Source organism: Meiothermus granaticius NBRC 107808 (genome assembly GCF_003574355.1).
Taxonomy (GTDB): domain Bacteria; phylum Deinococcota; class Deinococci; order Deinococcales; family Thermaceae; genus Meiothermus; species Meiothermus granaticius.
The window spans coordinates 27,188-51,037 of sequence record NZ_QWLB01000013.1 but is presented as its reverse complement, the minus strand read 5'-3'; the positions used below and the strand labels follow the sequence as shown (position 1 = coordinate 51,037).

General features: G+C 64.2%; 19 protein-coding genes. 14 read left to right on the top strand and 5 right to left on the bottom strand.

Going from position 1 to position 23,850, the window contains the following annotated elements; genetic code table 11:
* Positions 1 to 20: 20 nt before the first annotated feature.
* From Mgrana_RS06310 to Mgrana_RS06300, 3 genes are read left to right on the top strand one after another with little or no spacing between them, the layout of a single operon-like run.
* Positions 21 to 1,208 carry an acyl-CoA dehydrogenase family protein gene (locus Mgrana_RS06310; RefSeq protein ID WP_119356758.1) on the top strand — a complete coding sequence of 396 codons (1,188 nt, stop codon included), beginning with the start codon at positions 21 to 23 and terminating at the stop codon, positions 1,206 to 1,208.
* A 9-nt stretch (positions 1,209 to 1,217) separates the two neighbouring features.
* Positions 1,218 to 2,261 carry a phosphotransferase family protein gene (locus Mgrana_RS06305; protein ID WP_119356757.1) on the top strand — a complete coding sequence of 348 codons (1,044 nt, stop codon included), beginning with the start codon at positions 1,218 to 1,220 and terminating at the stop codon, positions 2,259 to 2,261.
* 11 nt (positions 2,262 to 2,272) lie between these two features.
* On the top strand, positions 2,273 to 3,202 hold the full coding sequence (locus Mgrana_RS06300; protein WP_119356756.1) for an arginase family protein: 930 nt from the start codon (positions 2,273 to 2,275) through the stop codon (positions 3,200 to 3,202).
* Between the two features lie 6 nt (positions 3,203 to 3,208).
* Here Mgrana_RS06300 and Mgrana_RS06295 read toward each other — a convergent pair whose 3' ends face one another.
* The gene (locus tag Mgrana_RS06295) at positions 3,209 to 5,431 is read right to left on the bottom strand and encodes a RelA/SpoT family protein (RefSeq protein WP_119356755.1); all 2,223 of its coding nucleotides are present in this window, start codon (positions 5,429 to 5,431) and stop codon (positions 3,209 to 3,211) included.
* Positions 5,432 to 5,600: 169 nt separating this feature from the next.
* Between Mgrana_RS06295 and Mgrana_RS06290 the strand changes: the two genes are divergently transcribed.
* The 8 genes from Mgrana_RS06290 (at position 5,601) to Mgrana_RS06260 (ending at position 15,299) form a co-directional block, all read left to right on the top strand.
* Positions 5,601 to 6,797, top strand: coding sequence for an acyl-CoA dehydrogenase family protein (locus Mgrana_RS06290; protein WP_119356779.1), 1,197 nt, complete (start codon positions 5,601 to 5,603; stop codon positions 6,795 to 6,797).
* A 201-nt stretch (positions 6,798 to 6,998) separates the two neighbouring features.
* Positions 6,999 to 7,175, top strand: a complete 177-nt coding sequence (locus tag Mgrana_RS16810; protein WP_170146412.1) for a hypothetical protein — start codon at positions 6,999 to 7,001, stop codon at positions 7,173 to 7,175.
* 15 nt (positions 7,176 to 7,190) lie between these two features.
* The gene (locus Mgrana_RS06285) at positions 7,191 to 9,785 is read left to right on the top strand and encodes a S8/S53 family peptidase (protein WP_119356754.1); all 2,595 of its coding nucleotides are present in this window, start codon (positions 7,191 to 7,193) and stop codon (positions 9,783 to 9,785) included.
* A gap of 16 nt (positions 9,786 to 9,801) precedes the next feature.
* Positions 9,802 to 10,332 carry a hypothetical protein gene (locus tag Mgrana_RS16940; RefSeq protein WP_186813088.1) on the top strand — a complete coding sequence of 177 codons (531 nt, stop codon included), beginning with the start codon at positions 9,802 to 9,804 and terminating at the stop codon, positions 10,330 to 10,332.
* 9 nt (positions 10,333 to 10,341) lie between these two features.
* Entirely contained in the window at positions 10,342 to 11,025 is a 684-nt protein-coding gene (locus tag Mgrana_RS06275; RefSeq protein ID WP_119356753.1) for a hypothetical protein, read from the top strand.
* A 112-nt stretch (positions 11,026 to 11,137) separates the two neighbouring features.
* Positions 11,138 to 12,448, top strand: a complete 1,311-nt coding sequence (gene mnmE, locus Mgrana_RS06270) for a tRNA uridine-5-carboxymethylaminomethyl(34) synthesis GTPase MnmE (RefSeq protein WP_119356752.1) — start codon at positions 11,138 to 11,140, stop codon at positions 12,446 to 12,448.
* A 32-nt stretch (positions 12,449 to 12,480) separates the two neighbouring features.
* Positions 12,481 to 14,031, top strand: coding sequence for a cation:proton antiporter family protein (locus Mgrana_RS06265; RefSeq protein ID WP_119356751.1), 1,551 nt, complete (start codon positions 12,481 to 12,483; stop codon positions 14,029 to 14,031).
* A gap of 47 nt (positions 14,032 to 14,078) precedes the next feature.
* Positions 14,079 to 15,299 carry a PQQ-dependent sugar dehydrogenase gene (locus Mgrana_RS06260; RefSeq protein ID WP_119356750.1) on the top strand — a complete coding sequence of 407 codons (1,221 nt, stop codon included), beginning with the start codon at positions 14,079 to 14,081 and terminating at the stop codon, positions 15,297 to 15,299.
* Between the two features lie 10 nt (positions 15,300 to 15,309).
* On the opposite strand, the gene Mgrana_RS06255 is transcribed toward Mgrana_RS06260, so the two are convergent.
* Positions 15,310 to 17,649, bottom strand: a complete 2,340-nt coding sequence (locus Mgrana_RS06255) for a glutamine--tRNA ligase/YqeY domain fusion protein (RefSeq protein WP_119356749.1) — start codon at positions 17,647 to 17,649, stop codon at positions 15,310 to 15,312.
* A 102-nt stretch (positions 17,650 to 17,751) separates the two neighbouring features.
* Here Mgrana_RS06255 and Mgrana_RS06250 point away from each other — a divergent pair, with 102 nt between their 5' ends.
* Positions 17,752 to 19,107, top strand: a complete 1,356-nt coding sequence (locus Mgrana_RS06250) for an aminotransferase family protein (RefSeq protein ID WP_119356748.1) — start codon at positions 17,752 to 17,754, stop codon at positions 19,105 to 19,107.
* A 145-nt stretch (positions 19,108 to 19,252) separates the two neighbouring features.
* Positions 19,253 to 20,368 (top strand): pyridoxal-phosphate-dependent aminotransferase family protein, encoded by a 1,116-nt coding sequence (locus Mgrana_RS06245; RefSeq protein ID WP_119356747.1) that lies wholly within the window; start codon positions 19,253 to 19,255, stop codon positions 20,366 to 20,368.
* Here the strand turns inward: Mgrana_RS06245 and Mgrana_RS06240 are convergent, their stop codons facing one another.
* Complete coding sequence (locus tag Mgrana_RS06240; RefSeq protein ID WP_240631267.1) at positions 20,369 to 21,088, bottom strand: diguanylate cyclase; 720 nt, start codon at positions 21,086 to 21,088, stop codon at positions 20,369 to 20,371. It abuts the gene before it with no gap.
* 185 nt (positions 21,089 to 21,273) lie between these two features.
* On the opposite strand from Mgrana_RS06240, the gene Mgrana_RS06235 reads away from it, so the two are divergent.
* Entirely contained in the window at positions 21,274 to 22,518 is a 1,245-nt protein-coding gene (locus Mgrana_RS06235; protein WP_119356745.1) for a replication-associated recombination protein A, read from the top strand.
* Here the strand turns inward: Mgrana_RS06235 and kynB are convergent.
* On the bottom strand, positions 22,515 to 23,120 hold the full coding sequence (gene kynB / locus Mgrana_RS06230; protein ID WP_119356744.1) for an arylformamidase: 606 nt from the start codon (positions 23,118 to 23,120) through the stop codon (positions 22,515 to 22,517). The two genes, Mgrana_RS06235 and kynB, sit on opposite strands and share 4 nt — an antisense overlap.
* Before the next feature lie 29 nt (positions 23,121 to 23,149).
* Positions 23,150 to 23,809 carry a futalosine hydrolase gene (mqnB, locus tag Mgrana_RS06225; RefSeq protein ID WP_119356743.1) on the bottom strand — a complete coding sequence of 220 codons (660 nt, stop codon included), beginning with the start codon at positions 23,807 to 23,809 and terminating at the stop codon, positions 23,150 to 23,152.
* Positions 23,810 to 23,850: the final 41 nt, after the last annotated feature.

Below are 23,850 nucleotides of genomic sequence, written 5' to 3'. Positions count from 1 at the left end.
GCGCGGTACACTGGGCTCAAATGGCACCGAAGCCCGAGGTATCGGAGGTTCGCAGCTTTATGGAGGCTCAGGTATGGCCCCTCGAGCCCCGCTTTTTCCGCCAGGGGTTCCGTGCGATCCGGCCAGCCCTGGAGGAACTCCGTCAGGAGGTCAAGGCCAGGGGCTGGTGGCTGCCTGCGCTGCCCAGGCCTTGGGGCATGGGGCTCTCGCTCCCTGAGTTCGCCCGGCTCTCCGAAGAGCTGGGCAAAAGCCCTCTGGGGCATTACATCTTCAACACCCAGGCTCCCGACATCGGCAATATGGAACTTCTGCTGAAGCAGGGGACCCCTGAGCAGAAAGAGCGCTTCCTGAAGCCGTTGGTGGCAGGGGAGATCCGCAGTGCCTTTGCGATGACCGAGCCGGAGCATGCGGGTTCCAACCCGGTCTGGCTTTCCACCCGGGCGGCGCTCGAGGGGGAGGAATGGGTAATCCACGGGCACAAGTGGTACACCACCGGTTTTGAGGGGAGCGAGTTTGTCATCGTGATGTGTATCACCGACCCCGACCATCCCAACCCCTATGCCCGGGCCAGTCAGATCCTCGTCCCGAGCGATGCCCCTGGGCTGATTCAGGTGCGTAAAATTGCGGTGATGGGGGAAGTGGGGGAGGACTGGGCCAGCCACGCGGAGCTTCGCTTCGAGGGGGTGCGGGTGCCCAGGGAAAACCTGTTGGGAGAGCGGGGCAAGGGGTTTGCCATCGCCCAGGAGCGGCTGGGACCCGGGCGCATCCACCACGGTATGCGCTGGGTGGGGATTGCCCAACGGGCCCTCGAGCTCACCTGTGCCTACGCCGCAGCCCGTGAGCTCTCCCCCGGTAAGCCCCTGGCCTCGCGCCAGGCTGTGCAGCACCTCATCGCCGATACCCAGGCCGAGGTCCATGCTGCCCGGCTGATGGTGCTGGATGCCGCCGAGAAGGTGGAGCGGCTGGGGACTGAGGGGGCTAGGGTAGAAATTTCGGCGATTAAGTACTTTGTGGCTGGGGTTTTGCAGCGGGCTGTGGATCGGGCCATCCAGGTACACGGGGGGTTGGGGCTTTCCGACGACACCCCCTTGGCCTACTTCTACCGCCACGAGCGGGCCGCCCGAATCTACGATGGGGCGGACGAGGTGCACAAAACCGTGGTGGCTCGAGCCCTGCTCAAAGGCTATGGGGCTGAGGTCTCCCTTTAGGAGGGACGTGTGCTCGACGGGGCGGTGGCGGTTCGCAAGGGCGAGGAGTTGAACCTTGAGGCCTTGCGGGTTTATCTCAGCCAGCATTTGCCGGGGGGCTCGGGGGAGCTCGAGGTGCTGCAGTTCCCTGGGGGGTTTTCCAACCTCACCTACCTGCTGCGGCTGGACCAACAGGAGCTGGTGCTGCGCCGCCCCCCTTTGGGGGCCAGCGTCAAAACCGCTCACGACATGGCGCGGGAGTACCGCATTCTCCGGGCGCTGAAGCCGGTCTACCCCAAGGTGCCCCAGGCCCTGCTGTACTGCTCGGATGAGGGGGTGCTGGGGGCCCCTTTTTATGTGATGGAGCGCCTGCACGGGGCTATCCTGCGCAACCAGGCCACTCCCGAACTGACCTCGAGCCGCATGCACCAGGTGGCCCAGGCCGCCTTGGATGCACTGGTAGAGCTGCACCATCTGGACTACCGACAGGCCGGGCTTTCCGATCTGGGCCACCCCGAGGGCTACGTGGAGCGGCAGGTACGGGGTTGGACGGAGCGCTACCTAAAGGCCCGCACTGAGACGGTAGAGGGCCTGGAGCGGGCGATGGCGTGGCTCCCGGCCCACCTGCCCCCCTCCGGGGAGGCCACCCTCCTCCACAACGACTTCAAATACGACAACCTGCTGTTCTCGCCCGACCTGCAGCGGGTAGAAGCGGTGCTGGACTGGGAGATGGCAACCCTGGGTGATCCCCTGATGGACCTGGGTACCACCCTGGCGTACTGGGCGGAGGCGGGTGACCCCCCCAGCCTCCAGCGCTTTGGTTTGACCCACCTGCTGGGTAATTTTAGCCGGGCCGAGCTGATCCAGGCCTACGCCGAGCGCACCGGGCGGGAGGCCTCGAGGATTCTCTTTTACTATGTTTTTGGGCTTTTCAAGGTGGGGGGAATCATGCAGCAGATCTACGCCCGCTACCGAATGGGCCTGACCCAAGATCCCCGCTTCGGGGAACTGATCCACCCCATCCGCGCCATTGGGGAGAGGCTGGAAAAAGCCCTGGACAGCGGTGAGGTCTAGAGAGGTTCCCTATGCGCCATCACGAGCTTGCCTTCACTGGCCCAGCCACCTTTTTCAAAGCCCCCTACCGCTCTTTGGCGGAGGATTGGCGAGCCGAGGTGGGTTTTCTGGGCATCCCCTATGATTTTGCGGTGGGCTATCGTCCGGGGGCTCGCTTCGCCCCTGGGGCCCTGCGCGAGGCCTCAGGCCGGTTTGCGCCGGGGGCGGAGGGATATTTTGACTTCGAGACCGAGACCTACTGCTTGCAGGGGGTTCATCTGGTGGATGCCGGGGACGTGGACCCGGCCCAGCTGGAATATCAGGAATCGTTTCGTCGCATCACCCAGGCGGCCCTCGAGCTGCGCGGGCGGGTGGGGTTGCCGGTGTTTGTGGGGGGGGATCACTCCGTCACCTACCCCCTGCTGCGGGCCTATGCCGACCTGGATGAGTTCTATGTGGTACAGCTCGATGCCCATTTGGACTTTTCGGAGGCCCGCAACGGCACCCGCTTTGCCAACTCCTCGCCCTTCCGGCGGGCGGTGGAGGAGCTTCCCGGCTTGAAGTCAGTCTTCGTGGTGGGGTTGCGCGGTCTGCGGACGAACCCCGAAGCTTACCGGGCGGCGAGGGCTCGAGGGCACCGGCTCATCAGCGCTCGCAAGGTGCGCGAGAGCCTGTCTGAGGTGCTCGAGCAACTGCCCCGGGGCCAGAAGGTGTACCTCAGCTTCGACGCGGATGTGCTCGACCCTTCGGTACTGCCCGGAACCAGCAGCCCGGAGGTGGAGGGGTTGACCTACGCCGAGGCCCTCGCGGTGGCACGGGAGACCGTTCGCGGCAACACCCTGGTGGGCTTTGACCTGGTGGAGCTGGCCCCCAACCTGGACCCCAGCGGGCGCTCGAGCCTGGTGGGGGCTCGGTTGCTGGCGGAGGTGCTGTGCTCGAGATATCGGGATCTGCCCACTTGAGCCACTCTACAGCACCTGCGACCAGCGGACCTCGCGCACGTTGCGCACCCCCCGCAGCCGCTCGTCGAGCAGGGCCTGCTCGCGTTCGCTCACATCAATTCGGGTGCTGATCCGAAACAGGGTGGAAAGCGGCGAGGCCGGGCTGGAATTGACCCCCCTGGCGCTTTTGCCCATCGCGGCGATGGCGTCCATGATGTCCCGCAACAGCCCGGCCCGGTCATCGGCCATGACCTCGAGCTGAACCACCCGCCCCAGCCCTTCCCAGTAGGCCAGCACGATGCGCCCAGGGTCGGCTTCCATCAGGCGGCGCAGGTTGGGGCAGTCGGCTTTGTGGATGCTCACCCCTCGCCCGCGGGTCACATAGCCCAAGATGGCATCCCCTCGGATGGGGTTGCAGCAAGAGGCCAGCTTGATGGGGACATGCAGGTCGGATTCCAACCGAATCCCCAGCTCGTTCCGGACGGGTTTGAGTTTTTGGACCCGGGGCTCCTCCTTGGGGGCAAGGAGTCGGGCGATCTGCTGGGGGACCACCCGCCCATTGGCCAGGGCCAGGTAAAGGTCTTCGGGGGAGGGGCTTTTGATCAGCTTGCGCCCGATCTCCTCGAGCTGGCTTTCCAGGGGGCGGGGCAGGGCCCGGCGCTTGAAGTACTTCTCGAGCATCCGCTGCCCGCGCTCCAGGATTTCCTGTCGCTCGAAGGATCGGAAAAAAGCCCGCACCTTTTGCTTGGCGCTGCGGGTTTTGGCATACTCCATCCAGTCCTTGGAGGGGTGGGCGGTTTTAGCGGTAAGGATCTCCACGATCTCGCCGTTTTGTAGCTCGTAGGAGAGCGGCACAATCCGCCCATTGACCTTAGCCCCCACCATGCGGTGCCCGACCTCGGTGTGGATGTGGTAGGCGAAGTCGACCGGGGAGCTGCCGCGCGGCAGGTTGATGATCTTGCCTTTGGGGGTGAAGACAAAGACCCGGTCCCCCAACAGCTCACGGGTCACGGCCTCGACAAAATCCCTCGAGCTGGAGTATTCCTGCTGCCACTCCTGGATGCTTTTGAGCCAGCCCACCCGGCGCTTGAGCTCCTCGGGATCGGTGAGGCCTTGCTTGTACAGCCAATGGGCGGCGACCCCGTACTCCGCCACATGGTGCATCTCGAGGGTGCGGATTTGCACCTCCAGCGGCAGCCCATTCACCGCGATCACCGTGGTGTGCAGCGACTGATAGCCGTTGGGCTTGGGTACCGCGATGTAGTCCTTGACCCGCCCTGGGATCGGCTGCCATAAGGCATGAACCAGCCCCAGCACGTGATAGCAGACCTGTTTCTGGCGCATTGCGTTCTCCTCGGGATCCCGGCTGGGCTTGGGCTCCAGGATGACCCGCAGGGCCAGCAGGTCGTAGATTTGCTCGAGGGCCTTGCCCTCCCGCTCCATCTTCTTCCAGATGCTGTAGAGGTGCTTGGTGCGGCCTGTGACCTCCACCCCTTTGATGCTCCCCTTCAGGCTGAAATCGCGGCCCAGGGCCGCCTCGAGGGCTGCTTTAGCCTTCTGTACGGCGGCTTCGCGCTCGGCTTGGTGGCTTTTGAGCCGCCGTTCCAGCTCGTGGTAGGTCTCGGGCTCCAGATAGCGAAAGGAGAGGTCTTCGAGCTCGAGCTTGACCTGCCCGATACCCAGCCGGTGGGCCAGCGGGGCATAGATCTCCAAGGTCTCGCGGGCGATGCGCTTTTGCTTGTGGGGCGGCATGGCCTGCAAGGTGCGCAGGTTGTGCAGGCGATCGGCCAGCTTGACGATGATGATGCGCACGTCCTCGGCCATGGCAATGAACATCTGCCGTAGATCCTCCGCGTGCTTTTCCTCTACGGGTTGGTCATCGTTGGCCGCGGCGTGGGCCAGCTTGTAGAGCTTGGAAACCTTGGTCTCGCCCTCGACAATCTTGCGCACCCCTGCCCCAAAGTGCTCCTCGAGCTCCTCTGGGGTGGCTTCGGTGTCCTCTATGGTGTCGTGCAGCAACCCGGCCATCAGGGTTTCGGCATCCATCCTCAGCTCGGCCAGGATTTCCGCCACCGCCACCGGATGGATAATGTAGGGCTCCCCGCTCTTGCGCCACTGCCCCCGATGGGCTTGGTAGGCGAACTCCAGGGCCTGGTGCACGGCCTCGCGTGAATCATGGGGGAGGTAGTGCAGTTTGGGCTCGAGGGCTTGCCAGAGTTGGGAAGGGCCTAGGTCCACGGCTTGCGACACTTTGATAAGTCTAGCACTTTAGGGGATCATGACCAACGACCCCACCCCCGTAACCCCTACGGCATTCCCTTTTTCCGTGGCGGAAGGGGTTGCTCCCCGCGAAAGAGAACCCGCCCCCTATCAGGGTGTGCCCGGCCCCGGTTTTGTAAACTGGAGGGTGAGGTTTCCCATGTTTGATTTCCTACAGGTCTCGGAACTGCTGACCGCGGAAGAGCGCGAAATTGGACGGGCTGCACGCAAGTTCCTCGAGGCTGAATGCTTGCCGCACATCAACCGGTGGTGGGAGAACGCGGAGTTCCCCACCCACCTGATCCGCAAGTTCGGTGAGATGGGCTTTCTGGGGCCGACCATCCCTACCGAGTACGGGGGTCTGGGGGCCAGCGCGGCCAGCTATGGTTTGGTGGCCTATGAGCTCGAGCGCATAGACTCCGGCCTGCGCAGCTTTTGCAGCGTCCAGTCCAGCCTGGTGATGTACCCCATCTACGCTTTCGGCTCGGAAGAGCAGAAGCGCGAATACCTGCCCAAGCTCGCTACCGGGGAGTATGTGGGCTGCTTTGGCCTGACCGAGTCCGATGGCGGCTCGGACCCCGACGGCAACATGAAAACTCGAGCCCGTCGGGATGGGGATTTCTACCGGCTGAGCGGCTCCAAGATGTGGATTACCAACGGCAACTTGGCCCAGATCGCGGTGATCTGGGCCAAAGACGACGAGGGGGTGGTGCGGGGTTTCATCGTCCCCACCGATACCCCGGGGTTCAAAGCCAATAAAATCCAGCACAAGATTTCGCTGCGGGCTTCGGTGACCAGCGAGCTGGTGCTCGAGGACGTGCGGGTTCCAGCCAGCGCGATGCTGCCGGGGGTGCAGGGCCTCAAGGGCCCGCTTTCCTGCCTTACCCAAGCCCGCTACGGGATTGCCTGGGGAGCGCTGGGGGCTTTGGAGGCGGTCTACACCGAGGCCCTGGAGTACGCCAAAAGCCGTACCACCTTCGGCTCCAGCATTGCCAGCCGCCAGCTGGTGCAGGAGAAGCTGGTGCGCATGGCTTCTGACCACACCAAAGGCCTGCTTCTGGCCTGGCGCCTGGCCCAGCTCAAAGATGCCGGGAAGCTCAAGCCCGCGCAGGTCTCGTTGGGCAAGCGGGACAATGTGCGGGCAGCCTTGAACGGGGCCAGGGCTGCGCGGGAGATTCTGGGTGGGAGTGGGATTACCCTCGAGTACCACAGCATCCGCCATATGCTGAACTTGGAAACCGTGGACACCTACGAGGGCACCCACGACATCCATACCCTGATTCTGGGGCGCGAGTTTACCGGTGAGAATGCGCTGGGGGAGAGCCCCAAAAAGGAGGCGGTGGGCTCGAGGGGGTAGGGATTCCTTTGACCCTAAAAAACCGGAGCAGCTCGCTTTAGGCAAGCTGCTCTTTTTTTATGAAGGGGCCGCCGGGCGCAGGCCGATGATCTAACCCCTCCTATCACCCGACCGGGAAAGATCCCCCCTGCAGGGGGTCTTGTTTTGCCACGCCCTTGCCACGCCCCCCCTGCTAAGGTGGCCCACACGAGGAGGTGAGGTGTGGAGGATGACGAAACCAAGCGCGAGTACCGGCTTATCGTGCAGCCGCCGGACGAAACCCACCCCTGGCAGGCTCGGCTCGAGCGGGCGGGGGAGGTGCTCGAGTTCGAAAGCCCCCTGGAGCTGGTGGCCTGGCTCGAGGCCCAGCTCACACAGCCCACAGAGGGCCTACGCTAACCGAAAGGAGCATGCATGAAGCATCTGGTCTGGATTCTGTTACTGGCTTTGTTGGCCGCTTGTGGGCGCAACAGCCCCCCAAACGTAACCTTCAACTACACCGTAGACCCCACCGTGCAGCCCGAGCCCACCAGCCTCCCCGATGGCCCCCAGGGGCCGCGCCCGTTGGCGGCAGCGGTGGACGAGAAGGGTTTGAAAAGCACTTTTGTCATCAATGAAGTCCTGTTCTCGCCCAAGAGCCAGAGCGAACTTCAAGACTTCCTCAATCACTACGGTGGCGTAATACTCTCCAACAACACTGTGCCCGCACCTCCACCCGGCTCGGGAATCGTTTTAGACCCTAAGTACACCCAGCCCACCGAGTACCTGGTCAAGATAGACCCCAGCAAGCTGGACGTTTCCACCTTCAAGGCCGACGCTGAAAAAGCCGGTTTGGGCGGCACCTTCAAAATTTCCAGCGACGGCGGAGCCAAGCTGCTGGCATTGGTGGCCCACGAGCTAGCAGGTGGAAAAGGTGCTACTGCCAACTTCGTAGGACAGGGCGATGCCTCGGGGGACACCGTGATGCTGGGAACCAACGAAGGCAGCGGCAATGATGCTTTCAGTTGGGCCGAGTTCGGCGACACCGGCAGCCGGGCCAACGTGGTGCGGGCCTGGCAGTTCGTGGCCGCTCGGAGCGTGCCACGCAGACCCCGCGTCGCCATCGTGGACGGTGGCTTCTGGCTGGACGGCGCGGGCAACAGCTTGAGCGCCGATTTCCCCACTACCCCCCTGCAGTACGACTTCGTGGACAGCGACTACAACGCAGGTGGAACCAACCCCTGGACTTGTGGTGGAGGTGGATGCCCCTGGCACGGCACGGGAGCGGCGAGTGTGGCCCTTTCGGTGTTGAACAACGGTACCGGCGCTGCGGGAACGGGCGGGCAGGTGGCCGACCCCATTTTGTTCAAAACCAGCGCCGACCTCTATCAAGTCAAGCACGCCGTTCGCGCGGCCATTGGCTGGGGGGCCGACGTGATCTCGATGAGCTTCACCATGTGCGGCAATAATGCCTTCTGCAAGATCGCCTTCGAGACTACCGGCTTTTACAACGCCTTCGAGGATGCGGGTGCGGCTGGCCTGGTGATGGTGGCGGCAGCCGGGAACAATGGCCAGAACTATGAGTGGGCTCCGTGTGTACTGGACAAGGTGATCTGCGTTGGAGCATTGGCTAACAACAGCAACACTGCGATCTCCTATTCCAACTACGGCTCTTTTGTGGACATCTGGGCGCCGACCAACATCCACGCAGTTTATGGCAACAACCCCATGGGGTCTTTGGGGCTTACCACCTTTGGCGGCACCAGCGCTTCCACCCCCTTCATTGCCGGAATCGCAGCCATGATGCGGGCCTACAACCCCGCCCTCACTTCCAACCAGGTCAAGAACATCCTGCAACAGACCGGGTACAGCAACTCGCCCGACCCCAAGGTGAACTACTCCGTGAACGCCTTTGCGGCGGTGCTCCAGGCGGCGGGGAATTTTTTGAATCCGGACCGGCTCGAGCCCAACAACACCCCCGCCCAGGCCACTGCCCCCACCCCTGGCAACACCTACGACCTCAACCTGCACAACGGGGCCGATAAGGACGTCTACCGGGTGAATGCCCCAGGCTACAGCCGGGTCAACTTCATCTTCAACTACCCCGATGGGCTGGGCAAGCTGGCGTTGGGCAATGGACTGGTGAAGGAGTCGGGCTGTGGCGATACCCAGCTCATCAGCGACAAAACCAGCGCCAACGGACGCAATCTGATTGTGGACATCCCGCCGGGGAACTCGCTGCTAACCCTCTCGGCGCTAGCCCGGTTGCCCTACAACTTCTTCTTCACCCGACAGTCCTTTTCACTTGACCCCGATGCCCTGGAGCCCAACGAGACCGGCAACACCGCAGCCAGTATAGGTCAGGGCAGCTACAGCGCCACCCTGCACGTGAGCAACGACGTGGACTACTACCGCTTCACCGCCACCGCCAGCAGCTCCAAGCCTTTTATTTTCAACATCCTCTCCACCGACGTCCCCCTCACGGTGCGCATCTTCGACGGGGGCAACAACGAGGTGTTTGTGGGCTCCACCGGCCCGGATTGCAGCAGCCTGCCGGTCTATACCTTCCCCAGCGGCACTGCGAGCTATACCGTCAAGGTCTCGGCCAGTGCGGGCGAGGTGGGCAAATATGCCTTTGGCTTGGGCGCATTCAGCCCTCCCATACCCCCCCTGATCACCATCTTTGGCTCGCTCAATTTGTGGTGGATCAACCCCGGCGACCCCGGTATACGCTTCCTCAAAGGGGTGCGAGAGGGCTTCATCTTCGAGCGCAATGTGGACATCCGCAGCGTGCAGCTCGGTGGCGAGGGCCTCCATCTCAACCTCTACAACCTGAGTGGCAACAAGGTGGCCGAGGGCCAGCCCTTCAGCACCCCAGGGGGTGGGCCCGAAGGCGAGCGCATAGACCTGAGCAGCCTGCCCGCCGTTCAGTACGTGGTGGAGGTACTACGCACGGGTGAGTTTACCGATGGCTCGGTGCGCCTGCCGCTGGTGCCCTACAACCTGCAACTGGGCGTGGGCGGGCCGTAGGTAAGGGAGAACCATTATGCGCAGATTCTGGTTTATCGCTTTGCTGCTGGGCTTTGCCCTGGCCCAGAAAGACCCCCACCCTTGCTACCTGATGGGTATTTTCAACCAGGGCAACACCCCCAACGCCCTGGGCTCGGTGGGCTTCGTGATGAGCAACGAAGGTCTTTTGCAGGACGGCAAGCCCCTGAGCGGCAGTGGCGGACAGGCGGTGGCCCAGGCCATGGCACAGGCCATCGGCTCGGTGCAGTCCATGTCCTACTGTATTCACAACCTGTCCGGTGGGGTTACCCAACTGCAATACTTCCGCAGCAGCCCCCAGGGGGCCCAACACTGGCTGGGGGAACTCCGCAAGGGGGCCTCCAGTTGGGTGGGCCTAAACGTGGGGGACGAGGCTGGGTTGTTTCGCGGCGACCAGAGCCAGCCAGTCTTCAGCCTGGCCTTCCGCTACCGCGAATATGCTTTTTTGCTCACCAACAGCAGCATGGATCCCGAAGGCTACCGCAAGTGGGCCCTGGCCGTCATTGAACGGGTACAGAAGTTTAGGTAGGAGGAAAACATGCAGCAGCTTTGGAAATTAATCCTGGTACTGGCGCTGGGTCTCTCGCTGTTGGCGCTGGCCCAGAGTGCCCAGCGGCTCATCCTGAACGGGCAGGTGGCCTCCACACGGGTGATCGTGGTGCAGGGCACCGCCTACGTGCCGCTGGCCGATGTGGCCAAAGCCCTGGGCCAGACCGTGGTCAAGGTGCAGGGTGGCTACGAGATTCGCGCTGCAGGTGGGGCCAATCAACTGGCCGGGCAGTTCCAGGGCAAAGTGGGGGATCAGATCCTGACCGGGCTCTTCCGGGTGCAAATTCAAAAGGTGGAGCGGATGGAGAGCTACACCACCCGCTTCGACAAGAACAACCTGGCCATCCAGCCCCGCAGCGCCGAAGAGGAGCTGGTGGTGGTGACTGGCCTGCTCAAGAACGCCAAGCAGTCGGGCACGGTGGCCCCCTCGCTGAGCGTGAACAACCCCGGCAACACCGCCCTGGCCGGGGCCGATGGGCGCTCGTTTCCGCCCATCGCCTACGACAGCCCCAGCGGCACCAACACCGGCGGCGGCTTCACCCTGCTGCCGGGGGCGGCCCTGAACTTTGCGGTGGTGTTTTCGGTGCCCAAGGGCACTGAGGTCAAGGCCTTGGTGCTGCGGGTGGGTGAGTATGGCGACACCGGCAGCAAGGACATTCGGGTGAGTTTTTAGGTCAAGTGACACCTAAGGGGACCCCTTGCCCATTGAGGCAAGGGGTTCTGGGTTTTGCGGTAAAGTTGGCTGGAAGCTCCCCCAATGGGGATGGAGCCTTGGCCAGAAACCTATGCCGCTGCCTTCACTTCAAGACATCATTGCAGCCATCGCTACCCCGCCGGGTAAGGGGGCGGTGGGGATTGTGCGGGTTTCGGGGGAGGGCAGCATTGAGCTGGTTGCAGGTTTGTGGAAGGGCAAAAACCCGCTCGAGCTAAAGCTCAATTCCTTTACCTATGGCAAGATTCTCGGCGCAGATGGGGAGGTTCTGGATGAGGCGCTCCTGCTGGTGTTTCGTGCCCCCCATTCATACACCGGGCAGGACAGCGCTGAGCTGCACACCCACGGCTCGCCTGCGGTCTTGCGCAAGGTTTTGCAGGCGCTCGTCGAGGCGGGAGCCCGCCCGGCGGGGCCAGGGGAGTTTACCTTGCGGGCCTATATCAGTGGGCGGATGGATTTAGCCCAGGCGGAGGCGGTGCTGAGTTTGGTGGAGTCGGAGTCGGATGCGGCCCGGCGGCAAGCGCTGCGGGGGTTGAGCGCGGGGCTTTCGAATAAAATCCAGGCCCTATCGGAAGGGCTTTTTGACCTGTTGGCGCATATTCAGGCCTGGTTGGACTACCCGGAAGAGGGGGTGGAACCGGCTGAAATTCGGGGGCGGCTCGAGCCGATTCTGGGGGAGGTTCGCCGCTTGCTGGCCACCGCCCCAGCCGGGCGTATTGCCCAGCGTGGGGCCCGAATCGCGCTGGTGGGGGCCCCCAATGCGGGCAAGTCCAGTTTGCTCAATGCCTTGCTGGGGTATGACCGGGCCATTGTGACCCCGATTCCCGGAACCACCCGCGACTACCTCGAGGCCCCCCTGGAGATTGCTGGAGTCCCGGTTACCGCGGTGGACACAGCCGGGGTGCGCCCGACTGAGGATCCGGTCGAGAAGAGCGGGGTGGAGCGGGCCTTGCAGATTGCCCGAGAAGCCGATCTGATTCTGTACCTGGCGGACTCGAGCCAGCCCCAGCTTCCCCCCCCCGCCCTGCCCTGGGAGCGCAGCCTCAAGGTGGCGACCAAAGCGGATTTACCGGCGGTTTGGGATACCCAGGGGTTTCTGCCGGTCTCGAGCGCTACCGGGGCCGGTCTCGAGGAGCTGCGCCGGGCGATTCACGATCGCCTGCTGCGGGACGCTCCTGAGGGGGAGGTTTGGATCACCAACGAGCGCCAGGCGGAAGCCCTGGCCCGAGCCGAGGCCTACTTGTGCGAAGCGCTCGAGGCCCCGGAGGATCTGGCCGGTCTGTCCATCGAGGGGGCGCTCGAGGCCCTGGCCTCCATTCTCGGAAAGAATGTCTCTGACGAGGTAATTGAGCGGGTGTTTCGCAACTTCTGTGTGGGGAAGTAACCTTCACTCCGCAAACCCGTACACTGAACCCTGTGGAAGCGCTCTGGGTGGGCACTGCATATCTGTTGGGGCTGCTGGTGAGCCGCATCGGGTTGCCGCCCTTGGTGGGATACCTAGGGGCCGGGTTTGCGCTGTGGGGGTTTGGTTTTCACTCCGAGCCCCTGCTGAGCCAGATTGCGCATTTTGGTGTGCTGTTGCTGCTGTTTACGGTGGGGCTCAAGCTGCGCTGGCAAACCCTGGTCCAGGCCCAGGTTATCGGCGTGGGGGGGCTGCACTTCCTGCTCTTTGCCCTGCTGATGGGGCTTTTGGCGCTGGGGTTGGGGTTGGGGGGTGCCCCGGTGCTCTATGTGGGCGCAGGCCTGGCCTTCTCGAGCACCGTCTTGGCGGTCAAGCTCTTGGAAGACCGGCGCGAGCTCTCCACCTTTCATGGGCGAATCGCGGTGGGCATCTTGGTGCTGCAGGATGTGATCGCGGTGGGCCTGCTGGCCTACGCTGGGGTGAAAACCCCCTCCTGGTGGGCCCTGCTCTTGCTGGGCTTGCCGCTTTTGCGCCCGCTGGTGGCCTGGGTGTTGGAGAGGAGCGGCCACGATGAACTGCTCCTGCTGTACGGGTTGGGTTTGGCCCTAGGGGCAGCCCAGCTGGCGGAAAGCGTGGGTGTTTCCTCGGAGCTGGGCGCGCTGCTGATGGGGGCTGCGCTGGCGGGACACCCGCAAACCTCCGAGCTGTCCCGGGCGTTGTGGGGCCTCAAGGAGGGCTTTTTGGTGGCCTTCTTTTTGCAAATCGGGTTGCTTGGTCTGCCCTCGCTGGCCCAGATGCCCCTCGAGCTGGGCTTGCTGCTCCTGCTGCCCCTCAAGGCCCTGCTGTTTTTTGGGCTGCTGGTGGGGTTTGGACTGCGCTCGCGCACGGCTTTTGTGACCAGCGCAGCCCTTACCAGCTACAGCGAATTCGCCCTCATCACGGTGGCGGCGGCCATTCAGGCCCAGATCTTGCCGGAGGGCTGGGGGCCCATGATGGGCCTTTTGGTGGCGCTCTCGCTGGCCCTGGCGGCCCCGCTCAACCGCGGGGTGCATGCCCTGTATGTTCGCCTAGAGCCCTTCTTGTCCCGCTTTGAGGGCCGAGGGGTGCACCCTGATGCCGAACCCACCCGCCTGGAGGGGGCCGAGTGGCTGATTGTGGGGATGGGGCGGACTGGAGGAGCGGCCTATAAGCTGCTCGAGCGCCAGGGGCAGCAGGTGGTGGGGCTCGACGCGGACCCGGACAAGCTCGAGCGCCACCTGGCCAAGGGGCGGCGGGTCTTTTATGGAGACGCCGAAGACATCGAGCTGTGGGACCGCCTGGAGCTCCGGGGGCTGAAGGGGGTGTTGCTGACCATGCCGGACCTCGAGGCCAAACTGCGGGGGGTGCAGGCCCTGAAGGTTCGAGGTTTCGCGGGCATCATCGCGGCCACCAGCTACCACCGCGAGGAAGACCCCATACTGGAGCAACTGGGAGCCACTCTGATCTTCCAGCCGTTTGCCGAGGCGGGAGAGCGGTTGGCCGAGCGGGCGTTGGCGCTTAAGGCCGAGCTGGAGAGGGCTTCCTAACGTCCCAGGTAGCAGGGCTGGCCGAGGGAGCGCTAAGCTGGTTGCAAATGATCAGTGCGCGCTGGCTGTTGCTTCCAGTGGTGTTTTTGCTGGCCTTGCTGCTGGCCTCGGTGGCGCTGCGGGCTCAGGAAGGGGATGAAGCCGCCCGGCACATCCGGTTGCCGCCGGGGTTTGTAATCGGCATCTTCGCCGAGGGGCTCGAGGGCTCCCCCCGGATGATGAGCTTCGGCCCAGAGGGGGACCTCTACCTCACCCTGCTCTACAGCGGTCAGGTGGTGCGCCTGCCCGACCGGGACCACGATGGACGGGCCGACCGGGTGGAGGTGGTGGCAGAGGGTCTCGAGCTGCCCCATGGTCTCGAGTGGCACCAGGGCTGGCTCTATGTGGCCCTGAGCGACCGGGTGGTGCGCTTCGCCCATCCGGGGCCGGATGGGCGCTTCAGGACCAAGGAAACGGTGATCCCCGACCTGCCTGGCCCCTCGGGGCACTTCACCCGCACCCTGCACTTTGGCCCGGATGGCAAGCTCTACCTTTCGGTAGGCTCGGAGACCAACTTCGGCCCCGAGCGGGACCCACGCCGGGCGGCCATCCTGCGCTTCAACCCCGATGGCTCGGTGCCCTGGGACAACCCCTTTGCCCACAGCCCCGATCCCCGCCGCAGGCTTTTATGGGCCGAGGGGCTCAAGAACAGCGTGGACTTCACCTGGACGCCGCGGGGAGAGCTCTGGGCAACCCACAACGGCACCGATCACCTGGGGGACGACCTTCCCCCAGAGGAGGTGGTGGTTCATGTGCAACCGGGTGGACACCACGGCTGGCCCTACTGCTACACCCCAGGGCTGGGCCTCAACCTAAAGGGGGAGCGGAGTGATGTGCCCGATCCCCGCACCTCGGGGTTTGATTGCCGTAAGGCGGTTCCGGCCCTGTTCACGGCCCCTGCCCACTCGGCGCCGCTGGGGCTTGCCTTGGCGGGGCAGAGCAATTTCCCGCCGGAGTACCGCAAAGACCTCTATGTGGCCTACCACGGCTCGCTGGGGGTCAGCGACCCGGCCAAGTACCGGGATTGCAAGATTGAGCGGATCGTGCTCGAGCATGGGCTACCGGTGCGGGCAGAGCCCTTTGCCAGCGGTTGGCGGGCTCCGGGGCAGATGTGCCGCGAAGCCTGGGGACGCCCCGTAGGCCTGATCTTTGGGCCCGACGGGGCCCTGTATGTTTCCGATGACAAGGGGGGGCGGGTTTACCGAATTCGCTATCGGGGTGGGCGCTGAGAAACGCCCCTCAGCCCAGCCGGCGCAGCACCAGCTCCCGCACGGTTTGGGGATTGGCCTGCCCACCGGTTTCGCGCATCACCTGACCCACGAAGAACCCCAGCAACCCGGTTTTGCCCCCTCGGTAGGCGGCCACTTGGTCGGGGTGGGCAGCCAGGATGCGGTCGAGCACCGCCTCCAGGGCCGCGCTGTCATTGACCTGGCGCAGGCCCCGGGCCCGTACGATCTCGGCGGGGTTTTCCCCGCTGCTTTGGGCTTCAGCCAGCACGTCTTTGGCAATTCGGGTATTGATCTCCCCACCCTGCACCAGGGCTACCAATTCGGCTAAAGCGGCGGGGGAGACCTTATTGCTGCCCTCGCGGATGGAGGACCCCAGCTCATTGACCACCCAGCTGGCCAGATGGGCCACGGGAGCCCACCGGGCGGCCTGGTTTAGGTAGGCCTCGAGCGCAGGGTCACGGGCCAGCACCCGCGCATCCGCCTCCCCCACCCCCTGCCCTTTGAACCGCTCAAACCGGGCCTGTTCTTGGGCGGAGAGCACCACCTGGCCGGGGCCCTGCCCCTTTTCCTCTTTGGGGGCTCGCGGCTCCCCTTTGGGCCTAGGCCCCTCCGCGCCCTTCCAGGAGTCGCGCAAGCCCACGATGCGGTTGAAAACCAGCGCCCCAGGCTTGGAATCCAGCGGATCCGGCCAGAAATACCCCAGCCGCTCGAACTGATAGCGGGTCTCGGGCGGGTCACTGGCCACACTGGCCTCGACCCAGCCCTGCCGAACCTCGAGGCTCTGAGGGTTGAGGAAGCTGAGGAAGTCGCGGTCTTCGCGGGTCTCGCCCTCTTCTTCCTCTTCCAGCTCCTTGGCCTCACTCTCGGGCAAGGGTACGCGAAACAACCGGTCGTAGAGGCGGAATTCCGCCCGAAGGCTCTGGGTCGCACTCACCCAGTGAATGACCCCAGAAGCCTTGCCCGCTTCGCCCAGCCAGGTACAGCGCAGCTCGCAAACCTGCCCTGTGGCATCCCGGAGGTATTCGTCACAGCGGATCAACCCTGCTCCTCGCAGCCGCACGGTTCCGCCGGGGGTGAGCCGCTTGAACCCTGGGGGGGGCTCGACCTCGAAGTCATCCGCTTCGATGTAGAGCTCGGGGGTGAGGGGTACCGGCCGGACCGCCTCCTCAGGCCTGACCCGCTCGCCGTTGGGCCGCGCCACCAGGCCATCGGGGGAACCCCGCACCACATCATCGGGCCAGTAGCGCAGGGAGAGGGTGGACTCGGCCTCGAGGTTGGTCAGCACCACCTTGAGGGGCCGGATCACGGCCATCACCCGGGGTGCCCGAAGGTTTAGGTCCTCGCGGATGGCATGCTCCAGCAGGGCGATGTCCACCGTTCGGTTGGTGCGAGAAATCCCCACGCTCTTCGCGAAGGTCCGCAGGGCTTCAGGGGTAACCCCCCGGCGGCGTTGGCCGGCCAGGGTGGGCATGCGGGGGTCATCCCAGCCGGTCACGTGGCCCCCGGCAATCAGCTTGAGCAGCTTGCGCTTGGAGACCACGGTGTACTCGAGGCTCCTCCGGCCAAACTCGTACTGCCGGGGCCTGGGTTCGCCCCACAGATGCTCCATCAACCAGTCATAGATGGCCCGGTTATCCACGAACTCCAAGGAGCACAGGCTGTGGGTAACCCCGATCAGAGCGTCGGTGGGGGCTTGAGCAAAGTCGTAACTGGGGTAGATGGGCCAGGTGGTTCCAGTGCGGTAGTGCTCGGCATGGACGATGCGATAGAGCACCGGGTCCCGCAGTTTCATGTTGGGGCTAGCCAGGTCTATTTTGGCGCGCAACACGTGGGCCCCGGTGGGAAACTCCCCGGCCCGCATCCGCTGGAACAGCTCGAGGTTCTCCTCAATGCTGCGCTGCCGATAAGGGCTGGGGGTACCGGGGACCTCTACGCTGCCGCGCAACCGCACCATTTCCTCATGGGGGATGCTATCCACGTAGGCCAGCCCTTTTTGGATGAGCCGGAGGGCCATCTGGTAGAGGTCTTCGAAGTAGTCCGAGGCGTACTCCACCTTCCCATCCCAGCGCAGGCCCAGCCAGGCCAGGTCGCGCACCAAGGCTTCGGCGTATTCCTGACGCTCGGTCTGGGGATTGGTGTCGTCCATGCGCAGCCGGAACAGGCCGCCGTAGTCCTGGGCAATGCCCCAGTTGAGGTAGCTGGCGATGGCGTGACCCAGGTGGGCATAACCGTTGGGTTCGGGCGGGAAGCGCGTCACGATCTGGGAGTAGCGACCTGCCTTTAGGTCTTCATCGATGATCTCGGTGATGAAGTTGGGGTTAACCCTGCGTTGGACGGTAGGCGTGCTCATGCAACTAGATACCAGCATACACGCCAGCCAGGACATGCCAAGGCGGGTTGGGCTTGGCCCCAAAGCGAAGGATCCCGACTTCGCGTTAGAATCGGTAGCACTATGGCACAGACCCTGGTTTGGGACACCGAGAAGCTGCTCGAGCAAGACCTGGCTCACCTGCTGCACCCCGTGACCAACCTGCACCGCCACCGCCAGAGCGGCCCGATTGTGCTGGTCGAGGGTAAGGGAAGCCGGGTACGCGACACCACGGGCAAGTGGTACCTGGATGGGTTTGCCGGGCTATGGAACGTCAACGTGGGGCATGGCCGCAGCGAGCTGGCCGAGGTGGCCCGCGAGCAGATGGCCCGGCTGGCCTTCCAGCCGACTTTCTTTGGCCTGGCCACCCCCCCGGTGATCGAGTTGGCGGTCAAGCTGTCTGAGCTGTTGCCACACCACTCCCACTTCCAGTTCACCAGTGGGGGGGCAGAATCCAACGAGACCGCGATCAAAATTGCCCGGTATTATTGGTCGCTCTCCGGTCGGCCCCAGAAGACCAAGATCCTCTCGAGGCGGATGGCCTATCACGGGATCGCCATGGGTTCCCTGGCGGCTACCGGGGTCCCGGCCTACCACGCGGATTTCGGGCCGCTGGCTCCGGGTTTCATCTACGCTTCCGCTCCGCTGGCCTACCGCAACAACCCCGGCCTTTCCGAGGCGGAGTTTGTGGCCATGTTGGCCGCAGAACTCGAGGAGATCATCCAACGCGAGGGGGCCGAGACCATCGCCGCCTTCATCGGGGAGCCGGTTCAAGGGGCCGGGGGGGTGGTGCCGCCGCCAAAGGGATATTGGCAGGCCATCACCCCTATCCTCAAAAAGCACCAAATCCTGCTGATCGCCGATGAGGTCATCACCGGGTTTGGCCGCACCGGCCAGATGTTTGCCCAACAGACCTACGGATTCCAGGCGGACATCACCAGCTTTGCCAAGGGCATCACCTCAGGGTACATCCCCCTGGGTGGGGTGGGGGTAACCCGGGAGATCTTCGAGGTGCTGGCCACCCCCGATCGCATGTTCATGCACGGCTTCACCTATTCCGGGCATCCGGTGGCCTGCGCGGTAGGGCTCGCCAACATCGCCATCCTCGAGCGCGAGCGGCTTTGGGAGAATGCCGCGGTGAGGGGAGAGCAGCTGCTGCGCCGATTGCAGGAACTGGAGACCCACCCGTTTGTGGGCAATGTGCGCGGCAAGGGGCTGATGGCGGCGCTCGAGGTGGTCGAGGATAAAGCCAGCAAGAAAACCTTTGATCCCGCTCGGGGGATTGGGGGCAAGCTGCAAGCCGCCAGCCGCAAGCGCGGGCTGATCGCCCGCTGCAACGATACGGGGTTTGCCGTAGCCCCCCCGCTCATCATCAGCGAGGCCGAGGTAGACGAGATGGTGAACATTCTGGCCGAGTCGCTGGATGAGGTGCTGGGGTAGGGTTTGGCTTTACAAACCACCCCGACCTCTGTATATTCGGGCTTAGCAATGCGTCCCGCTCGAGCTATCCGCTAACGGCTCTCTTTCTACGGAAAGAGGTCGTCGGATAGTACCGATGCGGGGCGTGTTTTTTTGGAGGAACCCCATGATTTTGCTGACCCCTGGCCCCAGCCCGATTCACCCTCGAGTCCAGGCGGCCTTGGCCCGCCCCCTGCGGGGACACCTAGACCCCGAGACCCTGGCCACCAACCGTCGGATCCGTGCGGCTTTGGGCCGGATGTTTGATCCCGGCCAGGGGGCCCTGGTCGCGGCCATGCCGGGCTCGGCCAGCTTGGGGATGGAGGCCGGGTTAAACAACCTGGCCGACCAAGGGGAGGCGGTGCTGCTCTTGGTCAACGGGGCCTTTGGGGAGCGGATGGTGGAGATCGCTCAGGCCTACCGCCACGACTACACGGTGTTGCGGGCGGAGCCGGGGCAGCCGATTGACCCCGAAGCGGTGGGCCGGGCCCTGGCCCAGCGGCCCTACAAGCTGGTTGCGCTGGTGCATGGCGAGACCAGCACGGGGGTGCTCAATCCAGCCCAGGCCATTGCCGATCTGGCCCGTGAGCATGGGGCCTTGTTCATGCTGGATGCGGTGACTACGGCCAGCATGATGCCCCTCTCGATGCAGCAGATGGGGGTGGATTACGCTTTTACCGGCAGCCAAAAATGCCTCTCGGCCCCGCCCGGACTGGCCCCATTTGCCCTTTCCCAGCGGGGGCGGGAACACCTGGGCAAGGCCCGAGGGTGGTACTCGGACTTGGCTCGAGTCGCGGTGTACTGGGAGGAGGAAGGGTATTTTTGCACGGCGCCGGTCTCGCTGCACTTTGCCCTGGAAGAAGCCCTGAACCTGGCCTTGGAGGAAGGCTTGGAGAACCGCCTGCGCCGGGCTGAGGCGATGCATAGGGCGGTGTTGGGGGTGCTCGAGGAGCTCGGCTTCCAGGCCTATGCCCCCCAGGAAGCCCGATTGCCCACGGTGCTGGTGGTGCGCCCGCCCCAAGGCTGGGATGAGGCAGAGCTGCGCAAAGGCTTGTACAGCCGAGGGGTCTCGATAGCGGGCGGGATAGGCCCTACCGCAGGGCAGGTCTTGCGCTTAGGGCTGATGGGGGAAAGCGCTCGAGTCGAGCCCTACCGGGTGTTTTTCCGCGCACTGGGCGAGGTGATGCACCAGAACAGGCTGGAGGAGACCTTCCTCGAGCGGGTCGGATGGGTGCAGGTGTAATTACTGCTGGGTCAGGTAGTAGTGCTGTAACTCCCCCTCGAGCTGGCGCACCGCTTCGGCTATGCTCATCTTTTGCAGGGGCAGCACCGCATAGGCTCGGATGGGGATATTTTGGCGCAGGCGGCGAAAGACAATCTGGGCGCCCTCAGTGCCGCTGCCTTGCAGGGCGATCAGGTAGTGCCCTGGCTCTAGGCTGAAGATCAGGTCGGGCTGGCGCAGGTAGGAGAGCAGGTCCGTCCCGACCTCTTTGGCGGTATGGAGGAGCAGCAGGGTTACCGGGCGCACCGCGGAGAGGGCCTCGAGGCTGGGGGCTAAAGCCTGTAGTTCAGCCTGATCTAATACGCTGCTCGAGGATCGGGCTGCGGCCAGGGCCGGATTGGGGGCTTTGCTCTGCCCCAGGTAGTACCAGCCCATCAGCAGCAGCCCACCGGCGATCAGGCTCCCGATGCCTGCGGCCACAGTGATTTCCCCAGGGATACGCGCCAGATCGCGGGCGGCCTCTACCCCCAATACGTTGGCCAGCACGCTAAGGCCCAGCACCCAGAAGAACCGTACCCGGGATTCCAGGGGGACTCGAGCATAGAGGCTAGCGGTGGCGGCCAGAACGAGCGCGGCCAGCAGGAAAACCACCCCAGGGTAGAGGCTGATCTGCCGAGGGAATAACCCCAAGGGCAAGAGGCCCAAGACCACAAAGCCCCATGGCACTAGAGAAAGCCACATGGCTTCAAGCATAGACCGAAACCGGGGGGAACTCCTGCCAAGGATGAACAACCGCGGGCCCTTATTCCGCCCTTCACAGACCAAGCCTTATAGGTGAAGAGCGCTCTAGACCGGCCCCGTCCCTTGACTCTGCTGCCCAAACCCCCGACAATTTCGCAGTGAGCCTACCGCCCTTGGCTGAACGGATGCGTCCTCGCTCGCTCGAGGAGGTGGTGGGCCAGGAGCACCTGACCGGCCCAGGTAAACCCCTGCGGAGGATGCTCGAGGCCGGGCGGTTGTCCAGCTTCATTTTGTGGGGGCCGCCGGGCACTGGAAAGACCACCCTGGCCCGCTTGATGGCGCAGGGGACCGGGCGAGGGATCGTGGCGCTTTCGGCGGTATCGGCAGGGGTTAAAGACATCAAGGAAGCGGTAGCCAAGGCCCAAGAGGAAGACGGTCTGGTGCTCTTTCTGGACGAGATTCACCGCTTCAATAAGTCGCAGCAGGACGCGCTTTTGCCCCATGTGGAGAGCGGGCTTCTGACCCTGATCGGAGCCACGACCGAAAACCCCTCGTTTGAGGTCAACCCGGCCCTGCGCTCGAGGGCCCGGGTGTATGTGCTCAAACCGTTGGATGAGGCTGCGCTTTTGCGCCTGCTGCGGCGGGCTCTGGAGCACCCGGAAGGCTTGAGGGTCCAAGGGGTGCAGGAGAAAGCCCTCGAGCTGATCGCCCGGGCTGCGATGGGCGATGCCCGCCGAGCCCTCTCGGCTTTGGAGCTGACCGCCAGCTTGGGCGAAGGCCAGATTGACCTCGAGGCCGCGCAGGAGGCTTTGGGCGCTGGCACGCTGGCCATGGACAAGGGCGGGGAGTACTTTTACGACCTGATCTCAGCCCTGCACAAGAGCGTCCGGGGAAGCCACGTAGATGCCGCCCTTTACTACCTGGCCCGGATGCTGCAAGGGGGGGCGGATCCCCTATACCTGGCCCGCCGCCTGGTGCGGATGGCGGTCGAAGACATCGGGCTGGCCGATCCCAATGCCCTGCGCCTGGCAACCGCGGCCAAGGAGGCCTATGAGTTTCTGGGCTCCCCCGAAGGCGAGCTGGCCCTGGCAGAGCTGACCCTCTATCTGGCCCTGGCCCCCAAATCAAACAGCGCCTATGTGGCCTGGAAAGCTGCTCAGGAGGCGGCCTCGGCCCATCCGGATGCCCCTATCCCGATGGTGCTGCGCAATGCCCCTACCGGTCTGATGAAGGATCTAGGCTACGGCCGGGGGTACGCCTACTATCACGACGATCCCGAGGGGAGTTTTGCCCAGCCCTACCTGCCGGAAGCTTTGCGGGGCCTCGAGCTGTATCAGGCCGCCGGTGAGGGCTGGGAGGAAAAGGTAAAGGAGCGGCTCGAGCGGCTGCGCTCGAGGTTCAGAGGCCAGCCGCCCCGACGTACCCCCTAGCGCAGCAGGGCCCGTACCGGGGAGGCGTCCGCGCCCTCGAGCCGCAAGGGGAGGGCGATCAGCTCATACGCTCCGGGAGGCACACCCTCCAGGGCTAGGCCCTCTAGGATGTAAATTCCGGCACGCGCGAAGGCCTTGTGTCCGGGCAAATCCTTGGAGTCCAGGGGGTCCACACTGGGGGCATCGGTACCAAAGAGCCTGACCCCCTTCTTGGCCAGGGCCTGCACCGCAGCGGGGGCGACGTGCATGAACTGCTGGGGGAAGCGTTCCCAGCGGTTGGGCTGACCGGAGTAGAACAGAACCCGCTCCGGCAGGTGGCCCAGGCTTTGGATGAAATCTTCTTCCAAGACCTGCTTTCCTCGAGCCTCCACCACCTGGCACGGGCCGATCAGCGCGGTGAGCGGGACACTCTCGAGCCTCCCCCCACCCGCGTCGTAGTGGTAGGGTGCGTCGAGGTGGGTGCCTAGATGTGTGGTGGTGGTGATTTTCCCCACATTGACTGAACTGCCTTCGGCCATGCTCCAGGTGAACTCGAGATGATAGGGGGTGTCCCCCGGCCAGACCGGATAACCCGGACCAATGCTGCGGGTGAGGTCAATCATGGCCTTACCATATCAGGGCAGCCCTGCGCTCATACGGGGAGGACTTGCCGCAACAGCGCCTCGAGCCCCTCGACCGCCTGTTTGACCCGCCACTGGGTTTTATCGCGCACCCCAGCCTGATTGGATACCGTACGCAGCTCAGCCCCAGGGATGCCCAACCATAAACAGCCTTGGGCAAAGGCAGCCCCCTCCATGTTTTCCAGATCGGCCTCCCAGCGCCGGGCAAACTCCTTGGCCTCGCTGGGGGTTTCGCTGACTAGATCGCGGGTTAGGAAGGTCCGGGTGGGCAGGCGGAGGGTTTGGCTGAGCTGGCCGGTAAAGCCAGGATCCAGCGGAAAGCGGTTGTGGTAGCGACTTTCCCCCGTCACCAGGGTGGGGAAGCCCAGCCCCTTCATCCCGCCGCCCCGTACCCCAAGATCAGCCTGGACCTCGCGCTCGGCCAGGGCGGCGTCTCCGATCCCCAGGCCGGAGTCGGGATAGGCCCCCGCAATGCCGAAGAGCAAGGCCCGCTCGAGCGTGTGCCGCTGGGCATAGGCGGCAAGGGTGAGGGCCATATTGACCTTGCCAATCCCCGCCTCGAGCCAGACCCAACCCTCCCCGCGCAGCCCAGCGCGTCCGCGGAAGGTAAACTTTCGGCCTTTCAGAAAGGCGGCTTCAAGCCGAGTCGGGCTGAGGAGCAGGAGAGCCATCAGGGCCAGTGTACTGCTTCCGCGATCGCTGTTTCCTACAA

Excerpts from the sequence above, each read along its gene's own strand:
- Mgrana_RS06310 (WP_119356758.1), top strand. The coding sequence starts at position 21 with ATGGCACCGAAGCCCGAGGTATCGGAGGTTCGCAGCTTTATGGAGGCT.
- kynB (WP_119356744.1), bottom strand. The coding sequence starts at position 23,120 with ATGATTGACCTCACCCGCAGCATTGGTCCGGGTTATCCGGTCTGGCCG.
- Mgrana_RS06290 (WP_119356779.1), top strand. The coding sequence starts at position 5,601 with ATGTTTGATTTCCTACAGGTCTCGGAACTGCTGACCGCGGAAGAGCGC.
- Mgrana_RS06245 (WP_119356747.1), top strand. The coding sequence starts at position 19,253 with ATGATTTTGCTGACCCCTGGCCCCAGCCCGATTCACCCTCGAGTCCAG.
- mqnB (WP_119356743.1), bottom strand. The coding sequence starts at position 23,809 with ATGGCTCTCCTGCTCCTCAGCCCGACTCGGCTTGAAGCCGCCTTTCTG.
- Mgrana_RS06255 (WP_119356749.1), bottom strand. The coding sequence starts at position 17,649 with ATGAGCACGCCTACCGTCCAACGCAGGGTTAACCCCAACTTCATCACC.
- Mgrana_RS16940 (WP_186813088.1), top strand. The coding sequence starts at position 9,802 with ATGCGCAGATTCTGGTTTATCGCTTTGCTGCTGGGCTTTGCCCTGGCC.
- Mgrana_RS06235 (WP_119356745.1), top strand. The coding sequence starts at position 21,274 with ATGCGTCCTCGCTCGCTCGAGGAGGTGGTGGGCCAGGAGCACCTGACC.
- Mgrana_RS06240 (WP_240631267.1), bottom strand. The coding sequence starts at position 21,088 with ATGTGGCTTTCTCTAGTGCCATGGGGCTTTGTGGTCTTGGGCCTCTTG.
- Mgrana_RS06260 (WP_119356750.1), top strand. The coding sequence starts at position 14,079 with ATGATCAGTGCGCGCTGGCTGTTGCTTCCAGTGGTGTTTTTGCTGGCC.
- Mgrana_RS06285 (WP_119356754.1), top strand. The coding sequence starts at position 7,191 with ATGAAGCATCTGGTCTGGATTCTGTTACTGGCTTTGTTGGCCGCTTGT.
- Mgrana_RS06250 (WP_119356748.1), top strand. The coding sequence starts at position 17,752 with ATGGCACAGACCCTGGTTTGGGACACCGAGAAGCTGCTCGAGCAAGAC.
- Mgrana_RS06275 (WP_119356753.1), top strand. The coding sequence starts at position 10,342 with ATGCAGCAGCTTTGGAAATTAATCCTGGTACTGGCGCTGGGTCTCTCG.
- mnmE (WP_119356752.1), top strand. The coding sequence starts at position 11,138 with ATGCCGCTGCCTTCACTTCAAGACATCATTGCAGCCATCGCTACCCCG.
- Mgrana_RS06300 (WP_119356756.1), top strand. The coding sequence starts at position 2,273 with ATGCGCCATCACGAGCTTGCCTTCACTGGCCCAGCCACCTTTTTCAAA.